13 protein-coding genes and 4 tRNA genes are annotated in these 20,769 nt (G+C 60.0%); 12 read left to right on the top strand and 5 right to left on the bottom strand.

Annotation, left to right across the window (positions count from 1 at the left end; translation table 11 throughout):
* The first annotated feature begins 68 nt into the window (after positions 1 to 68).
* Together WJM78_RS00155 and pyk are read left to right on the top strand one after the other, a co-directional pair.
* A complete protein-coding gene (locus tag WJM78_RS00155) occupies positions 69 to 1,406 on the top strand; it encodes an MFS transporter (protein ID WP_042037103.1) in 1,338 nt (445 codons plus the stop codon).
* Positions 1,407 to 1,473: 67 nt separating this feature from the next.
* A complete protein-coding gene (gene pyk, locus WJM78_RS00150; RefSeq protein ID WP_339012455.1) occupies positions 1,474 to 2,952 on the top strand; it encodes a pyruvate kinase in 1,479 nt (492 codons plus the stop codon).
* A 28-nt stretch (positions 2,953 to 2,980) separates the two neighbouring features.
* On the opposite strand, the gene WJM78_RS00145 is transcribed toward pyk, so the two are convergent.
* The 5 genes from WJM78_RS00145 to WJM78_RS00125 form a co-directional block, all read right to left on the bottom strand.
* Positions 2,981 to 3,493, bottom strand: coding sequence for an RICIN domain-containing protein (locus tag WJM78_RS00145; RefSeq protein ID WP_339012453.1), 513 nt, complete (start codon positions 3,491 to 3,493; stop codon positions 2,981 to 2,983).
* A gap of 186 nt (positions 3,494 to 3,679) precedes the next feature.
* Positions 3,680 to 3,756, bottom strand: a tRNA-Pro gene (locus WJM78_RS00140).
* Between the two features lie 75 nt (positions 3,757 to 3,831).
* Positions 3,832 to 3,917 (bottom strand) — tRNA-Leu (locus WJM78_RS00135).
* 20 nt (positions 3,918 to 3,937) lie between these two features.
* Positions 3,938 to 4,013 (bottom strand) — tRNA-His (locus WJM78_RS00130).
* Positions 4,014 to 4,064: 51 nt separating this feature from the next.
* Positions 4,065 to 4,141: transfer RNA gene (locus tag WJM78_RS00125), tRNA-Arg, on the bottom strand.
* A 259-nt stretch (positions 4,142 to 4,400) separates the two neighbouring features.
* Here WJM78_RS00125 and WJM78_RS00120 point away from each other — a divergent pair.
* The 10 genes from WJM78_RS00120 (at position 4,401) to WJM78_RS00075 (ending at position 20,768) form a co-directional block, all read left to right on the top strand.
* Entirely contained in the window at positions 4,401 to 4,991 is a 591-nt protein-coding gene (locus WJM78_RS00120) for a TetR/AcrR family transcriptional regulator (RefSeq protein ID WP_042037108.1), read from the top strand.
* On the top strand, positions 4,988 to 6,094 hold the full coding sequence (locus WJM78_RS00115) for an efflux RND transporter periplasmic adaptor subunit (RefSeq protein WP_339012450.1): 1,107 nt from the start codon (positions 4,988 to 4,990) through the stop codon (positions 6,092 to 6,094). The genes WJM78_RS00120 and WJM78_RS00115 overlap by 4 nt, the downstream gene beginning before the upstream one ends.
* Before the next feature lie 15 nt (positions 6,095 to 6,109).
* A complete protein-coding gene (locus WJM78_RS00110) occupies positions 6,110 to 9,190 on the top strand; it encodes a multidrug efflux RND transporter permease subunit (protein ID WP_339012448.1) in 3,081 nt (1,026 codons plus the stop codon).
* A gap of 121 nt (positions 9,191 to 9,311) precedes the next feature.
* Positions 9,312 to 11,279, top strand: coding sequence for an ATP-binding protein (locus WJM78_RS00105; protein WP_209418510.1), 1,968 nt, complete (start codon positions 9,312 to 9,314; stop codon positions 11,277 to 11,279).
* A 76-nt stretch (positions 11,280 to 11,355) separates the two neighbouring features.
* On the top strand, positions 11,356 to 12,705 hold the full coding sequence (gene gorA / locus WJM78_RS00100; protein ID WP_339012444.1) for a glutathione-disulfide reductase: 1,350 nt from the start codon (positions 11,356 to 11,358) through the stop codon (positions 12,703 to 12,705).
* 275 nt (positions 12,706 to 12,980) lie between these two features.
* The gene (gene kdpA, locus WJM78_RS00095) at positions 12,981 to 14,663 is read left to right on the top strand and encodes a potassium-transporting ATPase subunit KdpA (protein WP_042037122.1); all 1,683 of its coding nucleotides are present in this window, start codon (positions 12,981 to 12,983) and stop codon (positions 14,661 to 14,663) included.
* Complete coding sequence (gene kdpB, locus WJM78_RS00090; protein ID WP_042037123.1) at positions 14,663 to 16,720, top strand: potassium-transporting ATPase subunit KdpB; 2,058 nt, start codon at positions 14,663 to 14,665, stop codon at positions 16,718 to 16,720. The genes kdpA and kdpB overlap by 1 nt, the downstream gene beginning before the upstream one ends.
* Positions 16,721 to 16,780: 60 nt before the next feature.
* Positions 16,781 to 17,290 carry a potassium-transporting ATPase subunit C gene (locus tag WJM78_RS00085; RefSeq protein ID WP_042037124.1) on the top strand — a complete coding sequence of 170 codons (510 nt, stop codon included), beginning with the start codon at positions 16,781 to 16,783 and terminating at the stop codon, positions 17,288 to 17,290.
* A gap of 119 nt (positions 17,291 to 17,409) precedes the next feature.
* Positions 17,410 to 19,998, top strand: a complete 2,589-nt coding sequence (locus tag WJM78_RS00080) for a sensor histidine kinase KdpD (RefSeq protein WP_339012437.1) — start codon at positions 17,410 to 17,412, stop codon at positions 19,996 to 19,998.
* A gap of 86 nt (positions 19,999 to 20,084) precedes the next feature.
* Positions 20,085 to 20,768 carry a response regulator gene (locus tag WJM78_RS00075; RefSeq protein ID WP_212514619.1) on the top strand — a complete coding sequence of 228 codons (684 nt, stop codon included), beginning with the start codon at positions 20,085 to 20,087 and terminating at the stop codon, positions 20,766 to 20,768.
* Position 20,769: the final 1 nt, after the last annotated feature.

Genomic DNA, 20,769 nt, shown 5'->3' with positions numbered 1-20,769 from the left:
TCATATGATGGCAACCGCTATCAGAACTTCCTCTGAAACCATGCTGCCACATATAAACGGAGAACGACATGTTCAACTTTTTCAAGACGCGAGCAGACTTGCCGGTCATGGATGCCTCGCCCGATAAAATCCGCTCCATTTACCGCAAGTACCAGTGGCAGGTTTTCCTGGGACTGGTGCTGGGTTATGCCATGTTTTACGTGGTCAGAATGAGTCTTAACGTTGTCAAGAAACCCCTGCTGGATGCCGGCATAGTGACGCTGGAGGAACTGGGGGTCATAGGCTCCGCCTTCCTGTTCACCTACGCCGTCGGCAAGTTCTCCAATGGCTTCCTCTCCGATTACGCCAACATAGGCCGCTTCATGTCGGTCTCCCTGGGACTGTCATCCATCTGTACCATCCTGATGGGTATGAACACCGCGACCTTCTTTCTGGTACTGATGTGGGGTCTGAATGGCTGGTTCCAATCCGTTGGCTCGGCGCCTTCCTGCGTCTCCATCTTCCAGTGGTTCTCACCCAAGCAGCGGGGTTCCGTCTATTCGATATGGGGTGGATCACGCAACATAGGGGAAGGTATCTCCTGGATCCTGACCGCCACCGTCGTCAGCTACTTCGGTTGGCAAGCAGGTTTTATCGGGGCAGGTATTGCCTCTCTGATTGCGGCTCTGTGCATGTTCCTGGTACTGAAGGATCGCCCACAGACTTATGCCCTGCCGGAGCCAGCTGTCGCCTTTGGTGAGCAGGCCGAAATCGCCAAGAAAGTGGAGCCGGCCGAGATCCGCCGCGCCCAGCTGTTCATCCTCAAGCAGCCCACCGTCTGGCTCATCGCCGCAGCCTGCGCCTGCATGTACATGTCCCGCTACGCCATGAGCTCCTGGGCCGTGCTCTACCTGCAAGAACAGAAAGGTTACAGCCTGATCGATGCCGGTTTCGCCATGTCGGCCTACCCCATCGCCGGCTTCCTCGGTGCCATCCTGGCCGGGGTTATCTCTGACAAGATCTTCAACGCCAACCGCCACATCCCGACTCTGCTGTACGGTCTGGCCAACATAGCCGGCATGTGCCTGATGTTCTGGGGCCCGCAGAGCCGCATGATGGACGCGGTAGCCCTCGCCCTGATCGGTTTTGCCATCGGTGGTCTGGTGGTGTTCCTAGCCGGCCTGACCGCCTGTGACCTGATGCCCAAAACGGCCGTGGGCGCCGTGAAGGGATTCATCGGCCTCTGTTCCTACATCGCCGCCTCCGGCCAAGAGCTGGTCTCCTCCGCGCTGATCAAGACCAGCGTGATCGATGGCGTAACCCACTATGACTTCAGCAGTGCCCAGTACTTCTGGCTGGGAGCCTCGGTGGTCTCCATGCTGCTAGCGCTGACGGTGTGGAACGCCAAGAAAGTTGTCAACTACTGATACATGCCCAAGAAAAGGGTGGTCTGGTGACCACCCTTTTACTTTGTTGTCACAACAGGAGAACCCCATGCGCAAGACCAAAATCATCGCCACCCTGGGCCCGTCAAGCTCCTCCGCCACCATGGTGGAGCAGCTGATCCTGGCGGGAGCCAACGTCTTTAGGCTGAACTTTTCCCACGGCAGTCCGGCGCAGCACCTGGCACTGGCAGCACTGATCCGCACCACGGCGGCGCGCCTCAATACCCACATCGGCATTCTCGTGGATCTGCAGGGCCCCAAGATCCGCATAGCCAGCTTCACCGCGGGCAGCATCCAGCTGCAGGCGGGAGCATCCTTCGTACTCGATGCCGAGCTCAATGACAGGCAGGGCGACCAATATCGGGTCGGGATCGACTACCCGGCACTGGTGAACGAGGTGTACCCGGGTAACATCCTGCTGTTGGACGATGGCCGTATCCAGCTCAGGGTGGAACAGATCGAGGGGATGCACATCACGACCCGCGTGCTGGTAGGCGGCATATTGTCGAATCGCAAAGGCATCAATGTGCTGGGCGGCGGCCTCAGCGCCCCGGCGCTGACCGCCAAGGACAGGGAAGATATCCTGACTGCCCGTCAACTCGACGCCGACTTCGTGGCCATCTCGTTTCCCCGCTGCGCCGCCGATCTCGACGAGGCCAGAGCACTCATTCGTGCCACTGGCAGCAAGGCAGCCATCGTCGCCAAGGTCGAGCGGGCAGAGGTGGTCGCCTCGGTCGAGGCCATGGACGAGATCATCCACGCCGCCGACATCATCATGGTGGCCCGTGGCGATCTGGGGGTGGAGATCGGGGATGCCAGACTGCCCGGCGTACAGAAGAAGCTGATCAAGCGCTGCCGCGCGCTCGGTCGCCCCGTCATCACAGCGACCCAGATGCTGGAGTCGATGATCGGCAACCCCATGCCCACCCGGGCCGAAGTACTGGATGTGGCCAACGCGGTCATGGATGGCACGGATGCGGTGATGTTGTCGGCCGAGTCGGCGGCTGGGCTCTATCCGGTAGCAGCGGTCGAGGCCATGGCCCGCATCGCACTGGGAGCCGAACAGGAGATGGAGCCCATACCACCACGCTGGCGCAGGGGCACCAGCCAGACAAAGCAGTCCGGCCACTGTATGGCACTGGCCGCCATGACCTCCGCCTTCAGCCAGGACAGCGCCTGTGGTATCGCCGTACTGACCCGCCGGGGAGATGCGGTCATCGCCATCTCACGGGGCGGTCTCAACAACCCTATCTGGGCACTGTCAGACAACGGCCAGCTGCTCAATCAAATGGCGATTTTGCGCGGCGTCAGGCCGATCCACTATCTGGATAGCGACCCCCAGCACCATCACAGCCAGCTGATAGACACATTGCACCGGGCCGATCAGCTGAAGGGGATCCACTCCCTGCTGATCAGTCGCCTCGACTCGCTCGAGGGGTCTGGCCATGAGGATGTCTGTCGCCTGGTGCCATTGCCCGTTACGATACACCGGCCAGAACGCCCAATCACTGCCGCTCATTCACACTGAGGGGAGCCACTCTTTTACCTCAAAAGCCTCACCAGATGAGGCTTTTGAGGTTCAGCTGATCCAGAACACTTGTTTCACTCTTCCATTCGAAGCTCTGGTTGGCGCCGCCGTAACACTCCGCCAGCCGCAGCGGTGTGCCGGGCTTGTGACGGCGCCCGGCGACGTCCAGACACAGCTCGACCTTGCTGTTGAACAGGCGATCCGCCTGCCACTGCCATTGACGACTCTCGTCCTGACACTCCGTCATGACGAGCTCATTCCCCTCTTTGGCCACCAGACAACGCTGCTGGAGCTGCAAGGCGCCGGCATCCCAGCTGAACTGCTGGCGGGCAGTCTGGTCGCAAGACTGGGTGATCAGTTGATCCCGGGTATTTAATGCCACGCAGAAACCACCGCTGGTCACCAGGGTGGAGGGGGCATTGGCAGCCTGCCTGGGCACGGCGCCCATCAGGATCTCATCCTGCTTGGGTTTGAACGAACAACCGCAGAGGGTCACGACAACAAGCGCCAGCGTGCTGACGCGAACGAGATTAGGGTGCATATGACATGTTGGCCTGAAATGTGTTCAATGATGCCCACTTGCTGTGGGTCTGTGGCCCAGCATACCCGAAGCCGCGGCGAGAAAGTGCCAACAGAAGTGTAAACAGACGTGACAAGACGTAACGAAAGGAGAGATGGCAAACGCCAGAAAGCGAAAAACCCCGCCTAAGCGGGGTTTTTCTGAATATGGTCGGTGATAAAGGATTCGAACCTTTGACCCTCTGGTCCCAAACCAGATGCGCTACCGGGCTGCGCTAATCACCGAGACAATTTTCTTTACTTAAGTACTCTAAAGCACAAAGACAATCACTTTTGATCATCCTCGTCATACAGCAAGTATGGTGCGAAGAGAGGGACTCGAACCCTCACACCCGGGGGGCACTAACACCTGAAGCTAGCGCGTCTACCAATTCCGCCACCTTCGCATACCTGACAAGCTGTAAAATGGGGTGGCTGATGGGGCTCGAACCCACGACAACCGGAATCACAATCCGGGACTCTACCAACTGAGCTACAGCCACCACAGCTGTTTTCGTTCCACAACAACGCCCGTTTAACTGGCGCACGTTTTATGGTGCGCCCGACAGGATTCGAACCTGTGACCTCTGCCTCCGGAGGGCAGCGCTCTATCCAGCTGAGCTACGGGCGCTACGCTGTCGAACGGGGCGCATTATTGATGATGGGAGCATACTTGTCTACACTTTTTTGCCTGCCTTGAATCAACCGCTTGTTTTTCCATCGTTTATGACTGTTTTATGCCATTTTTCCTTCATTCAGGCTGGATCCAGTCCTCGACTGTTACTTTATCCCCCCACAGCAGAGTGGCCAAGCGCGCAGCAGCACTTGACTTGCCTCAAGGCAACCCTAAAATGAATGAACGTTCATTCAGCCGTTGCGATAATTGAGTCATGGACAAGAAAGAACGCATTTTCAATGCGGCGCATGAAATACTTGGCGAGCAGGGTTTCCACGGGCTATCCATTGCCATGGTGGCCAAGAAAGCCAAGGTCGCTGCGGGTACCATCTATCGCTACTTCAGCGACAAAGATGATCTGATCCGCCAGCTCTATCAGCACACCATACTCCAGTGTCATCCACTGGTCATGGAAGGGGTGCAGATAGAGGAGATGTCGTTTCAGCAATTTCGGCGATTGTGGCTCAACATCCACGCCATTTTTGCCGACGATCCCAACGCGCTCAAATGCAAGCTGCAGTATGAGAGCTCTCCACTGGGAGCCGAACTGGAGAAAGACCCGGTCATCATAGCCGCCTGGGCACCTCTGGATCGCTTCTTCGAACGGGGACGTGAACAAGGTCTGTTTATCGATCTACCCGTCCGGGCATTGCAGGTGCTGAGCCTGGATTGCGTGGGAAGTCTGGCGTTGCAACGCCAGGTTCATCACTTTGAACTAACGCAAGAACAGCTGGAAGCCGTCATCATGGCTAGCTGGAATGCCATTTTAAACCCCCATTTTTCGACCTCAGGAGCCTGTTCATGAAAAAGTGGATGGCCATCATGTTGCTGATAGCGCTTGCCCTGTTTGGCAGCGTCATCGGCTTCAATATGTTCAAGCAGAAGAAGATTGCAGAGTTCATGGCCAACCGGCCGGAACCCGAGTTCCCGGTGACCGCCATGGTGACCAAGGCGCAGGACTGGGTACCAACCATAGAAGCGATCGGCTTCATCGAACCGAACCAGGGGGTGACACTGTCCACCGAGCTGGCGGGCACCATCGATGCCATCACCTTCGAATCCGGCAAGCCGGTCAAGGCGGAGCAGCTGCTGCTGAGCCTGGACTCCAGTGTGGAGAAGGCCAATCTGCGAGCTTCCCAGGCAAAGCTGCCGGCGGCACGCGCCAAATACGAGCGCTTCCAGAACCTTTTCAAGAAGAGCTCCATCTCCAAGGATCAGCTGGATGATGCAGAAGCCAGCTACCGCTCGCTGGAAGCCGATATAGAGAGCCTGAAGGCGACCATAGCCCGCCGTGAAGTCCGCGCCCCCTTCAGCGGTGTGGTCGGCCTGCGCAACGTCTTCCTCGGCCAGTACCTGCAACCAGGTACCGATATAGTGCGGCTGGAAGACACCAAAGTGATGCGTTTGCGCTTTACCGTGCCCCAGACCGACATCTCGAACATCACCCTGGGCCAGATCATCAAGATCAACGTGGATGCCTATCCCCAGACCCAGTTTGACGGCTACATCACCGCCATCGAACCGGCCGTCAACTACCAGAGCGGCCTGATCCAGGTACAGGCTAACATCCCGAACAACGAGGGTCAGCTCCGTTCCGGCATGTTTGCCCGCGCCAGCATCATAATGCCCACGGTGAAAGAGCAGATTGTGATACCGCAATCGGCCATCACCTTTACTCTGTATGGCGAAAACGTCTATGTCATCCACGAGGTGGACGGCATGAGACGGGCCAAGCAGGTCGTGGTCAAGGCGGGAGAACGTCGCGGCAATGACGTACATGTGCTGTCCGGTATCAAGGCCGGGGACGAGATAGTGTTGTCGGGCCAGGTTCGCCTGAGCAACGACACCAAGGTGCGCGTTGTCGAAAATGATGCCCTGGCCGTTCCGGCACAAACCCCGATGCTGTAAGCGCGGAGATCTGCAATGCGATTTACTGACATATTCATAAAACGGCCTGTGCTGGCGATCTCGCTCAGCTTCCTGATCGCCCTGCTGGGCTTTCAGGCCATCTTCAAGATGCAGGTGCGGGAATACCCCGAGGTCACCAATACGGTGATCACGGTCAGCACCAGCTACTACGGTGCCAGTGCCAACCTGATCCAGGGCTTCATCACCCAACCGCTGGAGCAGGCGGTGGCGCAAGCCGACAACATCGACTTCATGACCTCCTCCAGCCAGCTGGGCAGCTCCACCGTGACGGCCTTCATGAAGCTGAACACGGATCCGAACGCCGCGCTGTCGGACATACTGGCCAAGGTCAACTCGGTGCGTTCCCAGTTGCCGAAAGAGGCGGAAGACCCCTCGGTTACCTCCTCCACCGGCTCCACCACGGCGGTGCTCTACCTCGGCTTCACCAGCCCGGAGCTGAACTCCAGCCAGATCACCGACTATCTGGAGCGAGTCATCAAGCCGCAGCTGTTTACCGTGAGCGGCGTGTCCAAGGTAGATCTCTACGGCGGTGTCGAGTTTGCCCTGCGGGTATGGCTGGATCCGGCCAAGATGGCGGCCTTCAACCTGACCTCAAGCGACGTGATGACGGTGCTCAACAGCAACAACTATCAGTCGGCCACCGGTCAGGCGACGGGTTACTTCACGCTGTTCAACGGCAATGCCGAGACCCAGGTCAGCAACATAGAGGAGCTCAGGCGACTGGTGGTTGCCACCCGTGACGGCAATGTGATCCGCCTCTCCGACATCGCCAAGGTGACGCTGGAGAAGAGCCACGACATCTACCGGGCCAGTGCCAACGGCCGCGAAGCCGTGGTCATGGCGGTCAACGCAGCCCCGACGGCCAACCCCATCAACATTGCCCACGATGTGCTGGCACTGCTGCCGAGCCTGAAGAGCAATATGCCGAGCACCATGCAGGTCAACGTGCTCTATGACTCCACCATTGCCATCAACGAGTCTATCCACGAGGTCATCAAGACCATACTGGAAGCGGCTGCCATCGTACTGGTGGTGATCACCCTGTTCCTCGGTTCGTTCCGGGCTGTCATCATCCCCATCATCACAATTCCGCTCAGTCTCATCGGCGTGGTGATGATGATGGACCTGTTCGGATTCTCGATAAACCTGATGACCCTGCTGGCCATGGTGCTGGCGATCGGTCTGGTGGTGGATGACGCCATCGTGGTGCTGGAGAACGTCGACCGCCACATCAAGCAGGGGGAGGAACCCTTCCGGGCCGCCATCATAGGGACCCGCGAAATAGCCGTGCCGGTTATCGCCATGACGGCCACCCTGGCCGCCGTGTATGCGCCGATCGCCCTGATGGGAGGCATCACCGGCTCCCTGTTCAAGGAGTTCGCGCTGACCCTGGCGGGAGCGGTATTCATCTCCGGCATCATAGCGCTGACCCTGTCACCCATGATGTGCGCCAAGATGCTCAAAGCCAACGAGCAGCCAGGCAAGTTCGAGCGCACTGTGCACCACCTGCTGGATCGGATGACAGAACGCTACGGCACTATGCTGCACGCCGTAATGCAGAAGCGCATCGTGGTCCTGGTGTTCGCCGTCATCGTATTCGGCAGCCTGCCGCTGCTGTTCAAGTTCATACCGAGTGAGCTGGCACCGGCGGAAGACAAGGGCGTCATGGCGGTGCTGGGTACTGCGCCCTCCAACGCCAACCTGGACTACATCGAAAACACCATGGCGGACGTGAACAAGATCCTGGATGAGCAGCCGGAAATCGCCTACTCCCAGGTCTTCTCCGGGGTATTCAACGCCAATCAGGCATTTGGTATCGCCTCTATGGTGCCCTGGAGCCAGCGTGACGCGAGCCAGAAAGAGGTGCTGGATCGGGTCGCCGGACTGGTGAAGGACATCCCCGGGATGGCCATCACCACCTTCCAGTTCCCTGAACTGCCGGGTGCATCGAGCGGCTTGCCGATCCAGTTCGTCATCACCACCCCGAACAGCTTCGAGAGCCTGTTCCTGATCGCCAGCGAGATGCTGGCGGCCACCCAGGCCAATGGCCAGTTCGTCTATTCGAATCTCGATCTGAACTACGACTCCGCCACCATGAGGATCAAGATCGACAAGGACAAGGCAGGTGCCTACGGCATCACCATGCAGGACATAGGCATCACCATGGGCACCATGATGGCGGACGGTTACGTCAACCGCATCGACCTGGATGGCCGCTCCTACGAGGTGATCCCCCAGGTCGAGCGCAAATACCGTATGAACCCGGAATCCATGAAGGGTTACTACGTGCGTGCGGCCGACGGCAGATCCATCCCGCTGGGTAGCCTGATCAACATCGAAGTCGTGGGCGAGCCCCGTGCCCTGCCCCACTTCAACCAGCTGAACTCCGCCACCATCGGCGCCGTACCGGCACCGGGTGTGGCCATGGGGGACGCGATCAACTGGTTCAAGACCACAGCCGAAGAGAAGCTGCCGCAAGGCTATCGCTACGACTTCATGGGTGAGGCTCGCCAGTTCGTGACCGAAGGCAACGCCCTCTATGCCACCTTCGCACTGGCACTGGCCATCATCTTCCTGGTGCTGGCCATCCAGTTCGAATCGGTACGTGACCCGCTGGTGATCATGGTGTCGGTCCCGCTTGCCATCAGTGGCGCCTTGATTGCACTAGCATGGGGGTTGGCCACGATGAACATCTACTCCCAGGTGGGTCTGATCACGCTCGTAGGCTTGATTACCAAGCACGGGATCCTGATCTGTGAGGTAGCGAAGGAGGAGCAGCTACTGAACGGTCTGAACCGGACCCAAGCTGTGATGCAGGCGGCCAAAGTGCGGCTGCGCCCCATACTGATGACCACGGCGGCCATGATCGCGGGCCTGATCCCGCTGCTCTACGCGGCTGGCGCAGGCGCAGCCCAGCGCTTCAGCATCGGCATAGTGATAGTGGCCGGTCTGGCGATCGGTACCATCTTCACCCTGTTCGTGCTGCCGGTGATTTACACCTACCTGGCCTCCGAGCACAAACCCTTGCCTGTGTTTGATGAATCCATTCCGCCCAAGGCGAAAGGGAGTCATTGATTACCGACTTGAATGCAAAAGGCCCCGATTCGGGGTCTTTTTTTATCCCACTAACGACACACGACATAAGTACATGAAGCAGTTAAACTAAATGGCATTATTTCCAGACCGCAAGGACGCCATGTCAGGACTTTTCTCCAAGACCGCGAGGGCCATCGGACGTAACGGGCTCTCATACCGCCTGCTCTCCTACATTCTGGTGTGCAGTACCGTATTGGCGATGATCATTACGGTGTTGCAACTTGCCTGGGATTACCGCAAGGACGTCGCCGTCATTGAGGACAGCATCGGCCAGATCGAAGCCTCCTTCCTGCAGCCCATCGCCGCCAGTCTGTGGAACCTGGACGAGGAGCAGGTCAAGGTACAGATAGAAGGCATCATGAACCTGCCCAACATGCAGTTCGTGATGGTCAAGGAGATGCTCGGCAACTCGGAAGTGCCGTTGCTGATCCAGGGGGTGGAGCGTGAAAGCTATGACATCTCCCGCGAATTCAATCTCACCTATCAGGGTGAAGTGGTCGGCAAGCTGTTCGTCGCCGCCTCCCTCGATCAGATCTACCAGCGCCTGATCGAAAAATCCGTGATCATCATGGTCACCCAGACCATCAAGACGCTGGTGGTCTCGTTCTGTATCCTGCTCATCATTTACTATCTGGTGGTCCGTCACCTCAACCGCATCGCCACCTATGCCCAGAAATTCAATCTGGATCGGCTGGCCATCGAGCTGACGCTGGAGGGGCGCCCCCTGCCCCGTAAGAAACCCGATGAGCTGGATACCCTGGTCGCCACCCTCAACCAGATGCGAACACGGCTGAACGACGAATTTGCGGCGCGCCATCAGGCGGCGGAACAGCTGCAACAAGAGCGGGACTTCTCCGCCACCCTGATCAACTCGGCCAACATGCTCATCTGTTGCATGGAACCCAACCTCACCATCGCCAGCATCAACCCGGCCGCCATACTGCTGACCGGCTACCACCAACAGGAGATCTTGCAGCACAGCTGGCTGGATCTGTTCGTCAGCCAGGAACAGCGTGAAGAGCTGGCTCTGATCCTGGCCGATCATGGATCCATCGAGGACAAAGAGATCATCATGTATGACCAGCAGGGCCATGAGCTGGTGTTGCAGTGGACCTTTGCCCCCTTCTACGAGGGCCTCAACCTCAAGTACCTGATCGGGTTCGGCTATGACATCACCCGCCTCAAGAAGGTAGAGCGGGAGATCATCTCCCTCAACGAACAGCTGGAAGGCAAGGTGGTGGAGCGAACCCGCAGCCTGAGCGACGCCAACAATCAGCTGGGCAAGGCCTACGACGACCTGAAACAGGCGCAGCAGACCCTGGTGGAATCGGAGAAGATGGCCTCCCTCGGATCGCTGGTAGCCGGGGTGGCACACGAGATCAACACCCCCATTGGCATCAGTGTGACCGCCTCTTCCTATCTGCAGGAACGGGTGGCCGACTTCAAGCTGCACATCGACTCCAAGCAGCTCTCCCGCTCCTATCTCAACGAGTTCACCGTCAATCTCGACGAGTCCATGCAGCTGCTGCAGGGCAACCTGAGGCGCGCCTCGGAGCTGATTGCCAGCTTCAAGCAGGTGGCAGTCGATCAGTCGTCCGAGGCGCGTTACAACTTCAACCTCGCCGACAACCTGCATCAGGTGGTGGTTTCCCTCGGCCACAAGCTGAAGAAGGCCCAGTGCGAGGTGGACATCCAGTGCGATTCCAAGCTGTCGATCTTCTCCTTCCCCGGCAGCTTCACCCAGATCTATTCCAACCTGATCCTCAACTCCATCAACCATGGTTTTGATGACTGGGACAAGCCGAAGAAGATCACCATCAAGGTGGAGCAGCAAGGTGAGGATCTGATGATCGACTACAGCGACAACGGCCGCGGTATCCCGCCCGAAATACTGCCGCGCATCTTCGACCCCTTTGTTACCTCCAAGCGGGGCCAGGGCGGCAGCGGGCTCGGCACCCACATCATCTACAACCTGGTGGTACAACTGCTGCGTGGCCGCATCAACTGCGTCAGTGAGCCAGGCAACGGCGCCCAGTTCCATATCCGTATGCCGATCCAACATAACTGAACGCTGGCTCTTGTGAGCCAGCCGCTTTATCCCCATCATGCTGTGATTGCATTCTTAATGAGCGGAGAACCTCGCAATGGCACAGCATTTTGACTATATCGCCATCGGTGGCGGCAGCGGCGGCATCGCCTCGGCCAACCGGGCTGCCATGTACGGCAAGAAAGTCGCCCTGATTGAAGCCAAAGAGTTGGGTGGAACCTGCGTCAACGTAGGCTGCGTGCCGAAGAAGGCCATGTGGTATGCCGGCCAGATCGCCGATGCCCTGAAATATGGTGCCGACTACGGCTTCGACACCACACTCAGCCACTTCAGCTGGACCAAACTGGTCGAGTCCCGCCAGGCCTATATTGGCCGCATCCACCAGTCCTATCAGAATGTGCTGGGCAAGAATCAAATCACTGTCGTCAAAGGATTCGCCCGCTTCGTCAATAGCAACACGATCGAGGTCAATGGCGAGCAGTACACCGCAGATCATATCCTGATCGCCACCGGTGGTCGTCCCGAAATACCCGCCATTCCCGGTGCCGAACTGGGTATAGATTCCGATGGTTTCTTTGACCTGCAAAGCCAACCCAAGCGGGTTGCCGTGGTCGGTGCCGGCTACATCGCGGTCGAGATCGCCGGCGTGATGCAGGCACTTGGCTCCGAGACCCATCTGGTGGTGCGCAAGCACGCGCCACTGCGCAACTTCGACCCCATGATCCACGAGACTCTGGTGGAAATCATGGCGCAGGAAGGGCCTAAACTGCACACCCATGCCATCCCCAAGGCGGTAGTCAAGAACGCCGATGACAGCCTGACCCTGCAGCTGGAAGATGGTCGCCACCTGACCGTCGATTGCCTGATTTGGGCCATAGGCCGCGTTCCGGCCACCGACAATCTCAACCTCTCTGCCGCCGGCATCGCGCTGGACGAGAAGGGCTTTATCCCGAGCGACAAGTTCCAGAACACCTCCGTCGCCAACATCTATGCGGTGGGTGACAACACGGGCCGTATCCAGCTCACCCCGGTGGCCGTGGCCGCCGGCCGTCGCCTCAGTGAGCGGCTGTTCAACAACAAACCGAACGAGCACCTCAACTACGATCTGGTGCCGACCGTGGTGTTCAGCCACCCACCCATAGGCACCATAGGGCTGACCGAACCGGAAGCCATCGCCGAGTATGGCGAGAGCCAGGTGAAGGTCTACCGCAGCCAGTTCACCGCCATGTATTCGGCCCTGACCCAACATCGCCAGCCTACCCGGATGAAGCTGGTGTGCGTCGGGCCGGAAGAAAAAGTGGTCGGTCTGCACGGCATCGGCTTTGCCATGGACGAGATACTGCAAGGCTTCGGCGTGGCCATGAAGATGGGGGCCACCAAGGCCGACTTCGACAACTGCGTGGCTATCCATCCGACCAGTGCGGAAGAGTTTGTGACCATGCGCTAAACGCATACAACGATATAACCCTTCACCCAAACCCGGCTCAGGCCGGGTTTTTTGATCCCTCCTCGCCAGTTCCCTCGCAACACCTGTGTTCTTTACGCCGATTTTACGCCTGCCCCATGGCGCTTTATGGCGCCTTTACGCCTGTTTTACATACCATTTCAGCGTCAATTACACCTATGGAGTCGATATGAATTGGCTATATCTGCTGCTGGTCCTCGCCCTGCTGGGTTATCTGTTGCGTGCGTTAACACGCAGCCACGAGTGAGGAACTGAATATGTGGCAAGAAGTGATTTATCCGGTGGCCTTTGTGCTGCTAATCCTGCTGCCGGCACCTCTGCTTGGCGGCTACCTGTATCGGGTATTCGAGGGGCAGAGCCGCTGGCTGTCGCCCATAGAGCGTGCCACCCTGGCCTGCTGCGGCACGGACGGACGGGAGCAAGACTGGAAGTCCTACGCCCTCAGCCTGCTGGCATTCAACGGGGCCGGTTTCGGCCTGCTGTTCCTGATCCTGATGGCGCAAGGCCTGCTGCCCCTCAACCCGCAGCAAATGCCGGGCATGAGCTGGCAACTCGCCTTCAACACCGCGGTCAGCTTTATGACCAACACCAACTGGCAAGCCTATTCCGGTGAAGCCAGTCTCTCCTACTTCAGCCAGATGGTAGGCCTGACCACCCAGAACTTCGTCTCCGCCGCCACTGGCGCCGCCGTTGCCGTCGCGCTGTTCCGTGGTATCGCCCGCCAACAGACCACCAACCTTGGCAACTTCTGGCAGGATCTGGTGCGTTTCTGTCTCTATGTGCTGCTGCCGATGGCGCTGATCATGGCGCTGCTGCTGGTATGGCAGGGCGTGCCCCAGACGCTGTCGGCCTATCTGCCATTCCACAGCCTGGAAGGTCAGGAGCAGCTGCTGCCACTGGGCCCTGCCGCGTCCCAGATCGCCATCAAGCAGCTCGGCTCCAACGGCGGTGGCTTCTTCGGCATCAACTCGGCTCACCCGTTCGAGAACCCGACCGCACTGACCAACTGGCTGGAGATGGTCGCCCTGCTCACCATAGCCGCCGCCATGGTCTGCACGCTGGGTCGCTACGTGAAGGACGTGGCCCATAGTCGCGCCATCCTCACCGCCATGACCATCATGCTGGTGCTGGGCCTTTCCCTCTCCCTCTCCCAGGAGATAAAGCCGGATCCCAACCTCGCTCACCTCACCACTCAGATGGGCAACTGGGAAGGCAAGGAGAGCCGCTTCGGCCCCGTGCTCTCCAGCATCTGGAAAGTGGCGACCACGGCCGCCTCCAACGGCTCGGTCAACTCCATGCACGACAGCGCTGCCCCCCTCGCCGGCATGGTCGCCATGATCAACATGCTGCTGGGTGAAGTGGTGTTCGGCGGCGTGGGTGCCGGTATCTACGGCATGATGCTGTTCGTGCTGCTGACCGTGTTCCTGTGTGGCCTCATGGTGGGTCGTACACCCACCTATCTGGGCAAACGCCTCGGCATCACTGAGATGAAGTGGGTGGTCGCCAGCATGCTGGTGATGCCTGTCGGGGTATTGGTGATCGGTGGCGTAACCCTGCTGATGCCGAATGCCGACACCGTCATAGGTCATGAAGGCCCGCATGGCCTGTCACGGCTGATCTATGCCTACGCCTCGGCTGCCGGCAATAACGGTTCCGCCTTCGCGGGCTTTGCCGCCGCCGATAGCTGGCAGTGCATCGCCATCGCGCTGGCCATGCTGCTCGGACGCTTCGGTTACATCATCCCGGTGCTGGCCATCGCCGGCCAGCTCGCCCGCGCTCCGCGCCAGGAGACGGGTGAAGGTGACTTCCCGATCCGGGGGCCACTGTTTATTACCTTGCTGATCATCACAGTCCTGCTGATTGGCGGCCTCTCCTTCCTGCCACTGCTGGCACTGGGACCCGTGGCCGAACATCTAAGCCTGATACAGGGAGCGTTCTAATGAGCAAATCCATCTCCATGACAGCCCGCACCGAGAAGGTGAAGGCCAAAAAACAGAAATCGCAAGTCATGCAGGCAATGATTGAAGCCCTTTATCGCTTCAATCCGAAGGCGTTGTTTGGCAGCCCCATACTGTTCACCCTCTGGCTGGCTGCCGTGATGGCGACCGTAGAATCGCTGCTGGGACAACCCTTCTCCGGGGTCGCCCCCAGCCTGGCCTGGCAGCTGACCGCCTGGCTCTGGCTGACCCTCTGGTTTGCCAACTTCGCCGAGACCCTGGCCGAAGGCCGCGGCAAAGCGAGGGCCGACAGCCTGAAGGCTGGCATGAGCCAGCTCAAGGCACGCCGGGTCACGGATGCCAAGGATGGGCAGGGTGAATGGGTGTCCGCCACCAGCCTGCGGAAAGGTGATCTGGTACTGGTACGCAGCGGTGAAATGATCCCGGCCGATGGTGAAGTGGTGGCAGGCATTGCCTCGGTGAACGAGGCGGCCATCACGGGTGAATCCGCCCCCGTCATCCGCGAATCCGGTACCGACCGCAGTGGCGTGACCGGCAACACCACTGTGGTCTCGGACGAGATCTGGGTGCGCGTCAGCAACAATCCGGGTGAGAGCACGCTGGATCGGATGATCTCGCTGGTGGAAGGAGCCAAGCGCCAGAAGACCCCGAACGAGATGGCGCTCGATGCCCTGCTGGTGGGTCTGACCCTGATCTTCCTGCTGGTGGTGGCTACCCTGCCCTGGTTCCTCAACTACAACGGTACCCAGGTACCCAGGATCTACCTGCTCGCCCTCTTCATCACCCTGATCCCGACCACCATAGGCGGGCTGCTCTCCGCCATCGGCATCGCCGGCATGGATCGGCTGGTGAAACTGAACGTGATTGCCAAGTCGGGCCGCGCAGTGGAGGCCGCCGGTGATGTACGTACCCTGCTGCTGGACAAAACAGGCACCATCACCTTCGGCAACCGCATGGCCGACGAGCTGATCCCGGCCCCCGGTGTGGATCCCTCCCTGCTGGCCCAGGCGGCCATGCTGGCCTCCCTCGGGGACAATACGCCGGAAGGCAAGTCCATCCTGACCCTGGCAGGTAAGAGCATGGCCAAGCCGAGCCAGCTGGAGAGTGACAAACTGATCCCGTTCAGCGCCGAGACCCGGTTGAGCGGGCTGGATCGCAACGGTCATCAATATCGCAAGGGGGCTGTGGATGCTGTGCTCAACTATCTCTCCCTCGAGCGCAAGGCGGTGCCCGAGCTGATCCTCAAGTCGGTCGACAACATCGCCCGCCAGGGCGGCACTCCACTGCTGGTCTGTACCCACGAGAAGTTGATGGGAGTTGTGTTCCTCAAGGACATCATCAAGCCCGGCATCAAGGCCCGCTTCCAGATCCTGCGTCACATGGGGATCCGCACCGTGATGATCACCGGTGACAACCCGCTGACAGCCGCCGCCATCGCCGCCGAGGCCGGGGTGGATGACTTCATCGCCGAAGCCACCCCCGAGAAGAAGCTGGCCTATATCCGCCAGGAGCAGGCCGATGGCCGCCTGGTCGCCATGTGCGGTGACGGTGCCAACGACGCCCCGGCGCTGGCCCAGGCCGACGTGGGTCTGGCCATGAACGAGGGTACTCAGGCCGCCAAGGAGGCGGGCAACCTGGTGGATCTGGATTCCAACCCCACCAAGCTGCTGGACGTGGTGCTGGTCGGCAAACAGTTGCTGGTGACCCGGGGGGCACTGACCACCTTCTCCATCGCCAACGACGTGGCCAAGTACTTCGCCATACTGCCAGCCCTGTTCATCGCAGCCTATCCGCAGCTGGGTGCGCTGAACCTGATGCAGCTGGGCAGCCCGCAGAGCGCCATCCTGTCGGCCATCATCTTCAACGCCCTGATCATAGTGGCGCTGGTGCCGCTGGCCCTGCGCGGTGTCAGCCTGAAGGGATCCCCCGCCAGCCTGCTGCGCCGCAACCTGCTGATCTACGGTGTCGGTGGTCTGCTGGTGCCCTTCATTGGTATCAAGCTGATCGACCTGGTCATCACTGGCCTGGGTCTGGTGTAACGCTATAGCGGGGAGCAAGCCTGGCTTGCCCCCCATCAACCTGTTTGGAGCAAGAAAATCATGATAGCAATCAGAACCCTGCTGACCCTGACCCTGCTGCTGGGCGTCGGCTACCCACTGGCGGTGACCGGGCTGGCCCAGCTGATGTTCCCCTGGCAGGCCAACGGCAGCCAGCTGACCAACGGTAACCAACAGCTGATCGGCAGTGCCCTGCTGGCGCAGAAATTCGATCGGGCCGAGTACTTCCACTCCCGCCCCTCCGCCAGCGACTTCGCCACCATTGGCGGCAGTGCCAGCAATCTGGGGATGGGCTCACCACTGCGCAGAGAGTTCGCCGAGGCGCAGGGCAATGTTCAGTCCCCCACCATGCTGACCCGCTCCGCCTCCGGCCTGGACCCCCATCTGCCGGTAGATGCCGTGCTGGCTCAGGTAGAAAGAGTGGCCAAACAACGAGGGCTGGATCCCGCCTTGCTGACGGAGCAGGTCAAGTCCAGAGTGCAAGCTGGTATCCTTGGCCCGCAAGTGGTCAACATCCTCCAGCTCAACCTGCAGCTCGACAAGGACGCTTGATAGAGAGGACGGGGATCCCACATTTTCGAACTGAGCCAGCGGTTGCTCGATAAGGATCATAATGCGTGATGAGGTAAAGGCTGGTGCCCTGATGGCAAGCATGGAGCAGGAGTCCTGGGATGCGTGATGAGGTGCGGGCCGACGCCTTGCTGGCGAGTCTGGAGCAGGAACACAAAGGCAAGCTGAAGGTTTTTCTCGGCGCCGCGCCCGGCGTCGGCAAGACCTACGCCATGCTGCAAGCAGTACGGGAACAGGCACGGGAAGGGGTCGACATCCTGATCGGCGTGGTGGAAACCCACGGCCGTCAGGAGACCCTGGCCCTGCTCGACAAGCTTGCCATCCAGCCGCGCAAGCTCCATCTCCATCGCCAGCAACGGCTCGAGGAGATGGATCTGGATGCACTGCTCGAACGCAAACCCGCCATCGTCGTAGTGGATGAGCTGGCCCACAGCAATGCCCCGGGCAGCCGTCACGAAAAGCGCTGGCAGGATGTGGAGGAGTTGCTTGGTGCCGGCATCGATGTCTACTCCACCCTCAACGTGCAGCACCTGGAGAGCCTCAACGATCTGGTGTGGCAACTGACCGGGGTCAGGGTCAAGGAGACACTGCCGGATCAAGTGCTGCTGGAGGCGGACAGCATCATACTGATCGACCTGCCTCCCAAGGAGCTGCTCGGCCGGCTCAAGGAGGGCAAGGTCTATGTGCCCCATCAGGCCAAGGCCGCCCTGCAATCCTTCTTCTCCCTCAACAACCTGACCGCCCTGCGCGAGCTGGCGATGCAGACCGCCGCCAGCCACGTGGAGGGGGATCTGCAGTTGCAGTGGCAGGCTGCGGGCAAGACCACGCTGCCGCTGCGGGGCAAGCTGATGGTCTGCCTCGGCGATCAGCACGGCTCGGCGCTGGTACGCTACGGCCACCGCTTCGCCCAGCGCCGCCAGCTGCCCTGGCTGGTGGTGCACATCGACAGCAAGGGGCAACGCTCCGCCGAGCTGGAGCAGGCGCTGGCGCTGGCCTCTCACCTCGGTGCCAAGGTGCTGACCCTCTCCAGCCCGGCGGTGGCCAATACGCTGCTGGAAACCGCAGAGCAGCAACAGGTCTCGCAACTGCTGCTTGGCAAACCCCACAAGGCCCCCTGGCGCCGTTCCCTGGTCCAACACCTGCTCAAGCAGGCGCAGGGGCTCGAAATCACACTGGTGGATACAGAGAAGCGCAAACCCGGCCTGGGACTGCAACCACTCCACCCCAAGGACATACGCCAGAGCCTGCTGGCCATCACCATCATGGCGGTGACCTCGGCCACCGCCTGGGGACTCTCCCACTGGCTGCCGCCCGCGTCCCTGCCCCTGCTGTTCGTGCTGGGGGTGCTGGCGACGGCGCTTACCACCAGCCTGGTGCCCGCCATACTGGCGGCCGTACTGGGCTTCGTCGCTCACAATCTGCTGTTCACTGCCCCCTACTTCTCCCTGAGCGTGGCCAGCCACAGCGATCTACTCACCCTGTTTGTGCTGCTTATCGTCGGCATGACGGCGGGACGACTCGCCTCCCGCCAGCGACAACAGCTGATCGGCCTGCGCGAGACTCAGCAGCTCGGCAACGCCCTGCTCTCCCTCAGTCAGGGACTGGCCACCGCCAGCAGCCCGGAAGAGGTGCTCAGGCAAGGCACCCAGGCCATTTCTCTGGCCTTGATCCAACCGGTCTTTGCCCTCGATCAGGATTATCAGCACAGGGCGGGATCGGCTCAGCACAGACCCGGACAGACCGACAAGGCAGCCATCGACTGGTGCCTGGCCCAGAAGCAGAGCGCGGGTGCCCACACAGCCACCCTCAATGCCGCCGAGGCGCAATATCACCATCTCACCGATGATCTGGTGCTCGGCATCCGGCTGGTCAATCCGCTCGCCTCTTCGGCTGAACACCAGTTGCAGGCCCTGCTCACCGACATCCGCGCCGCCCTGGCCCGGATCGACCTCAACGAGCGGCTGGCCGACAGCCAGCTGCAGGCAGAGACGGATCGGATGCGCGCAGCCCTGCTCTCGTCGGTTTCCCACGATCTGAAGACGCCGCTGGCAACCATCATGGGGGCTGGCAGCACCCTACTGGAATACGGTGATCGGATAAGCGCAGAGGATCGCAGCGAACTGCTCCATTCGGTGCAGGACGAGGCGCGCCGCCTGCACAGCTATGTGCAGAACCTGCTGGACATGACCCGCATAGGTTCGCCGGACTTCCAGTTGAAACGGGACTGGGTCGACCTGGCAGATCTGGTGGAGAGTGCCCGCAAGCGGTTGGACTCCTCCTGGCGCCAGCACAAACTGCTGGTGCACTTCGATCAGCAGATCCCCCAGCTCTATGTGCACGGCGCCCTGATCGAGCAGGTGCTGGTCAATATCTTCGACAACGCCTCCCGCTACTCGCCAGCCGGCACGCCCATCGAGTTCAAGGTAATGCTGGCAGACCCGGATCTCATCATCGATATCATCGACATAGGGGTCGGCATCGCCGAGTCGGATCGGGACAAGATCTTCAATCTCTTCTACACCCAGCCGGTCGGTGATTGCGGCAGTCGCGGCACCGGGCTTGGCCTCGCCATTTCCCGCGCTATGATAGAGGCTCATGGCGGTCGCATCTGGGCGTTTTCTGGCCCCAATGGCAACGGCACCTGCATGCGCATCTCCCTGCCGCTCACCCTCAACTCACCGGAGGTATGATGGATCCCATCCTTTGTCATAAGGGCTGTAGCGAGTTCATTCTGCCATAATATGTTCCCTACCCAACATTCGCCTCTGGAGGCTAGATGGCTCATATCCTGGTCATTGATGATGAAGCGGCGATCCGCCGCTTTCTGCGGATCAGCCTGATCGCCGAGGGGCATCAGGTCAGCGAGGCGGTGGGCGTCAATGAGGGACTGGAGCAATATCGCCACCTCAATCCCGATCTGGTGATCCTGGATCTCGGCCTGCCGGACGGAGACGGCATCCAGATTCTGCAGACGATTCGTGAGCACCATCAGCACCCGGTACTGGTGCTGTCGGCGCGGGATTCGGAGCAGGAGAAGGTGCGGCTGCTGGACGCAGGCGCCAACGACTACATGAGCAAGCCGTTCGGCATTGGGGAGATGATGGCCCGCATCCGCGTCTTGCTGCGCCAGCGAGTCGGGGTCAGCAGCGGTGAATGTCGCCACTTCCCCCAATGCGGCCTGACCCTGGACGCCAGCAGCCACAAAGTGACCATGAGGGATGAAGAGATCCCCCTGTCTCGCAAGGAGTTCGCCCTGCTGCAGGCGCTGGTGTGCCACCCTGGAAAGCTGGTAATGCAGACCCAGCTGCTCAACGACATCTGGGGACCGAGCCACAAGGAAGATACCCACTACCTGCGCATCGTCATCGCCAGCCTGCGCAAGAAACTGGGGGATAATCCCCAACAACCCAGTCTGATCGAAACCGAATCCGGCATCGGCTACCGTTTTATTGGTAACTGAT

Source organism: Aeromonas popoffii (genome assembly GCF_037818705.1).
Taxonomy (GTDB): Bacteria; Pseudomonadota; Gammaproteobacteria; order Enterobacterales; family Aeromonadaceae; genus Aeromonas; species Aeromonas popoffii.
Note: the sequence above shows the minus strand (reverse complement) of the source record. Positions and strands in the feature narration are given on the sequence as shown.

Excerpts from the sequence above, each read along its gene's own strand:
- WJM78_RS00155 (WP_042037103.1), top strand. The coding sequence starts at position 69 with ATGTTCAACTTTTTCAAGACGCGAGCAGACTTGCCGGTCATGGATGCC.
- pyk (WP_339012455.1), top strand. The coding sequence starts at position 1,474 with ATGCGCAAGACCAAAATCATCGCCACCCTGGGCCCGTCAAGCTCCTCC.
- WJM78_RS00145 (WP_339012453.1), bottom strand. The coding sequence starts at position 3,493 with ATGCACCCTAATCTCGTTCGCGTCAGCACGCTGGCGCTTGTTGTCGTG.
- WJM78_RS00120 (WP_042037108.1), top strand. The coding sequence starts at position 4,401 with ATGGACAAGAAAGAACGCATTTTCAATGCGGCGCATGAAATACTTGGC.
- WJM78_RS00115 (WP_339012450.1), top strand. The coding sequence starts at position 4,988 with ATGAAAAAGTGGATGGCCATCATGTTGCTGATAGCGCTTGCCCTGTTT.
- WJM78_RS00110 (WP_339012448.1), top strand. The coding sequence starts at position 6,110 with ATGCGATTTACTGACATATTCATAAAACGGCCTGTGCTGGCGATCTCG.
- WJM78_RS00105 (WP_209418510.1), top strand. The coding sequence starts at position 9,312 with ATGTCAGGACTTTTCTCCAAGACCGCGAGGGCCATCGGACGTAACGGG.
- gorA (WP_339012444.1), top strand. The coding sequence starts at position 11,356 with ATGGCACAGCATTTTGACTATATCGCCATCGGTGGCGGCAGCGGCGGC.
- kdpA (WP_042037122.1), top strand. The coding sequence starts at position 12,981 with ATGTGGCAAGAAGTGATTTATCCGGTGGCCTTTGTGCTGCTAATCCTG.
- kdpB (WP_042037123.1), top strand. The coding sequence starts at position 14,663 with ATGAGCAAATCCATCTCCATGACAGCCCGCACCGAGAAGGTGAAGGCC.
- WJM78_RS00085 (WP_042037124.1), top strand. The coding sequence starts at position 16,781 with ATGATAGCAATCAGAACCCTGCTGACCCTGACCCTGCTGCTGGGCGTC.
- WJM78_RS00080 (WP_339012437.1), top strand. The coding sequence starts at position 17,410 with ATGCGTGATGAGGTGCGGGCCGACGCCTTGCTGGCGAGTCTGGAGCAG.
- WJM78_RS00075 (WP_212514619.1), top strand. The coding sequence starts at position 20,085 with ATGGCTCATATCCTGGTCATTGATGATGAAGCGGCGATCCGCCGCTTT.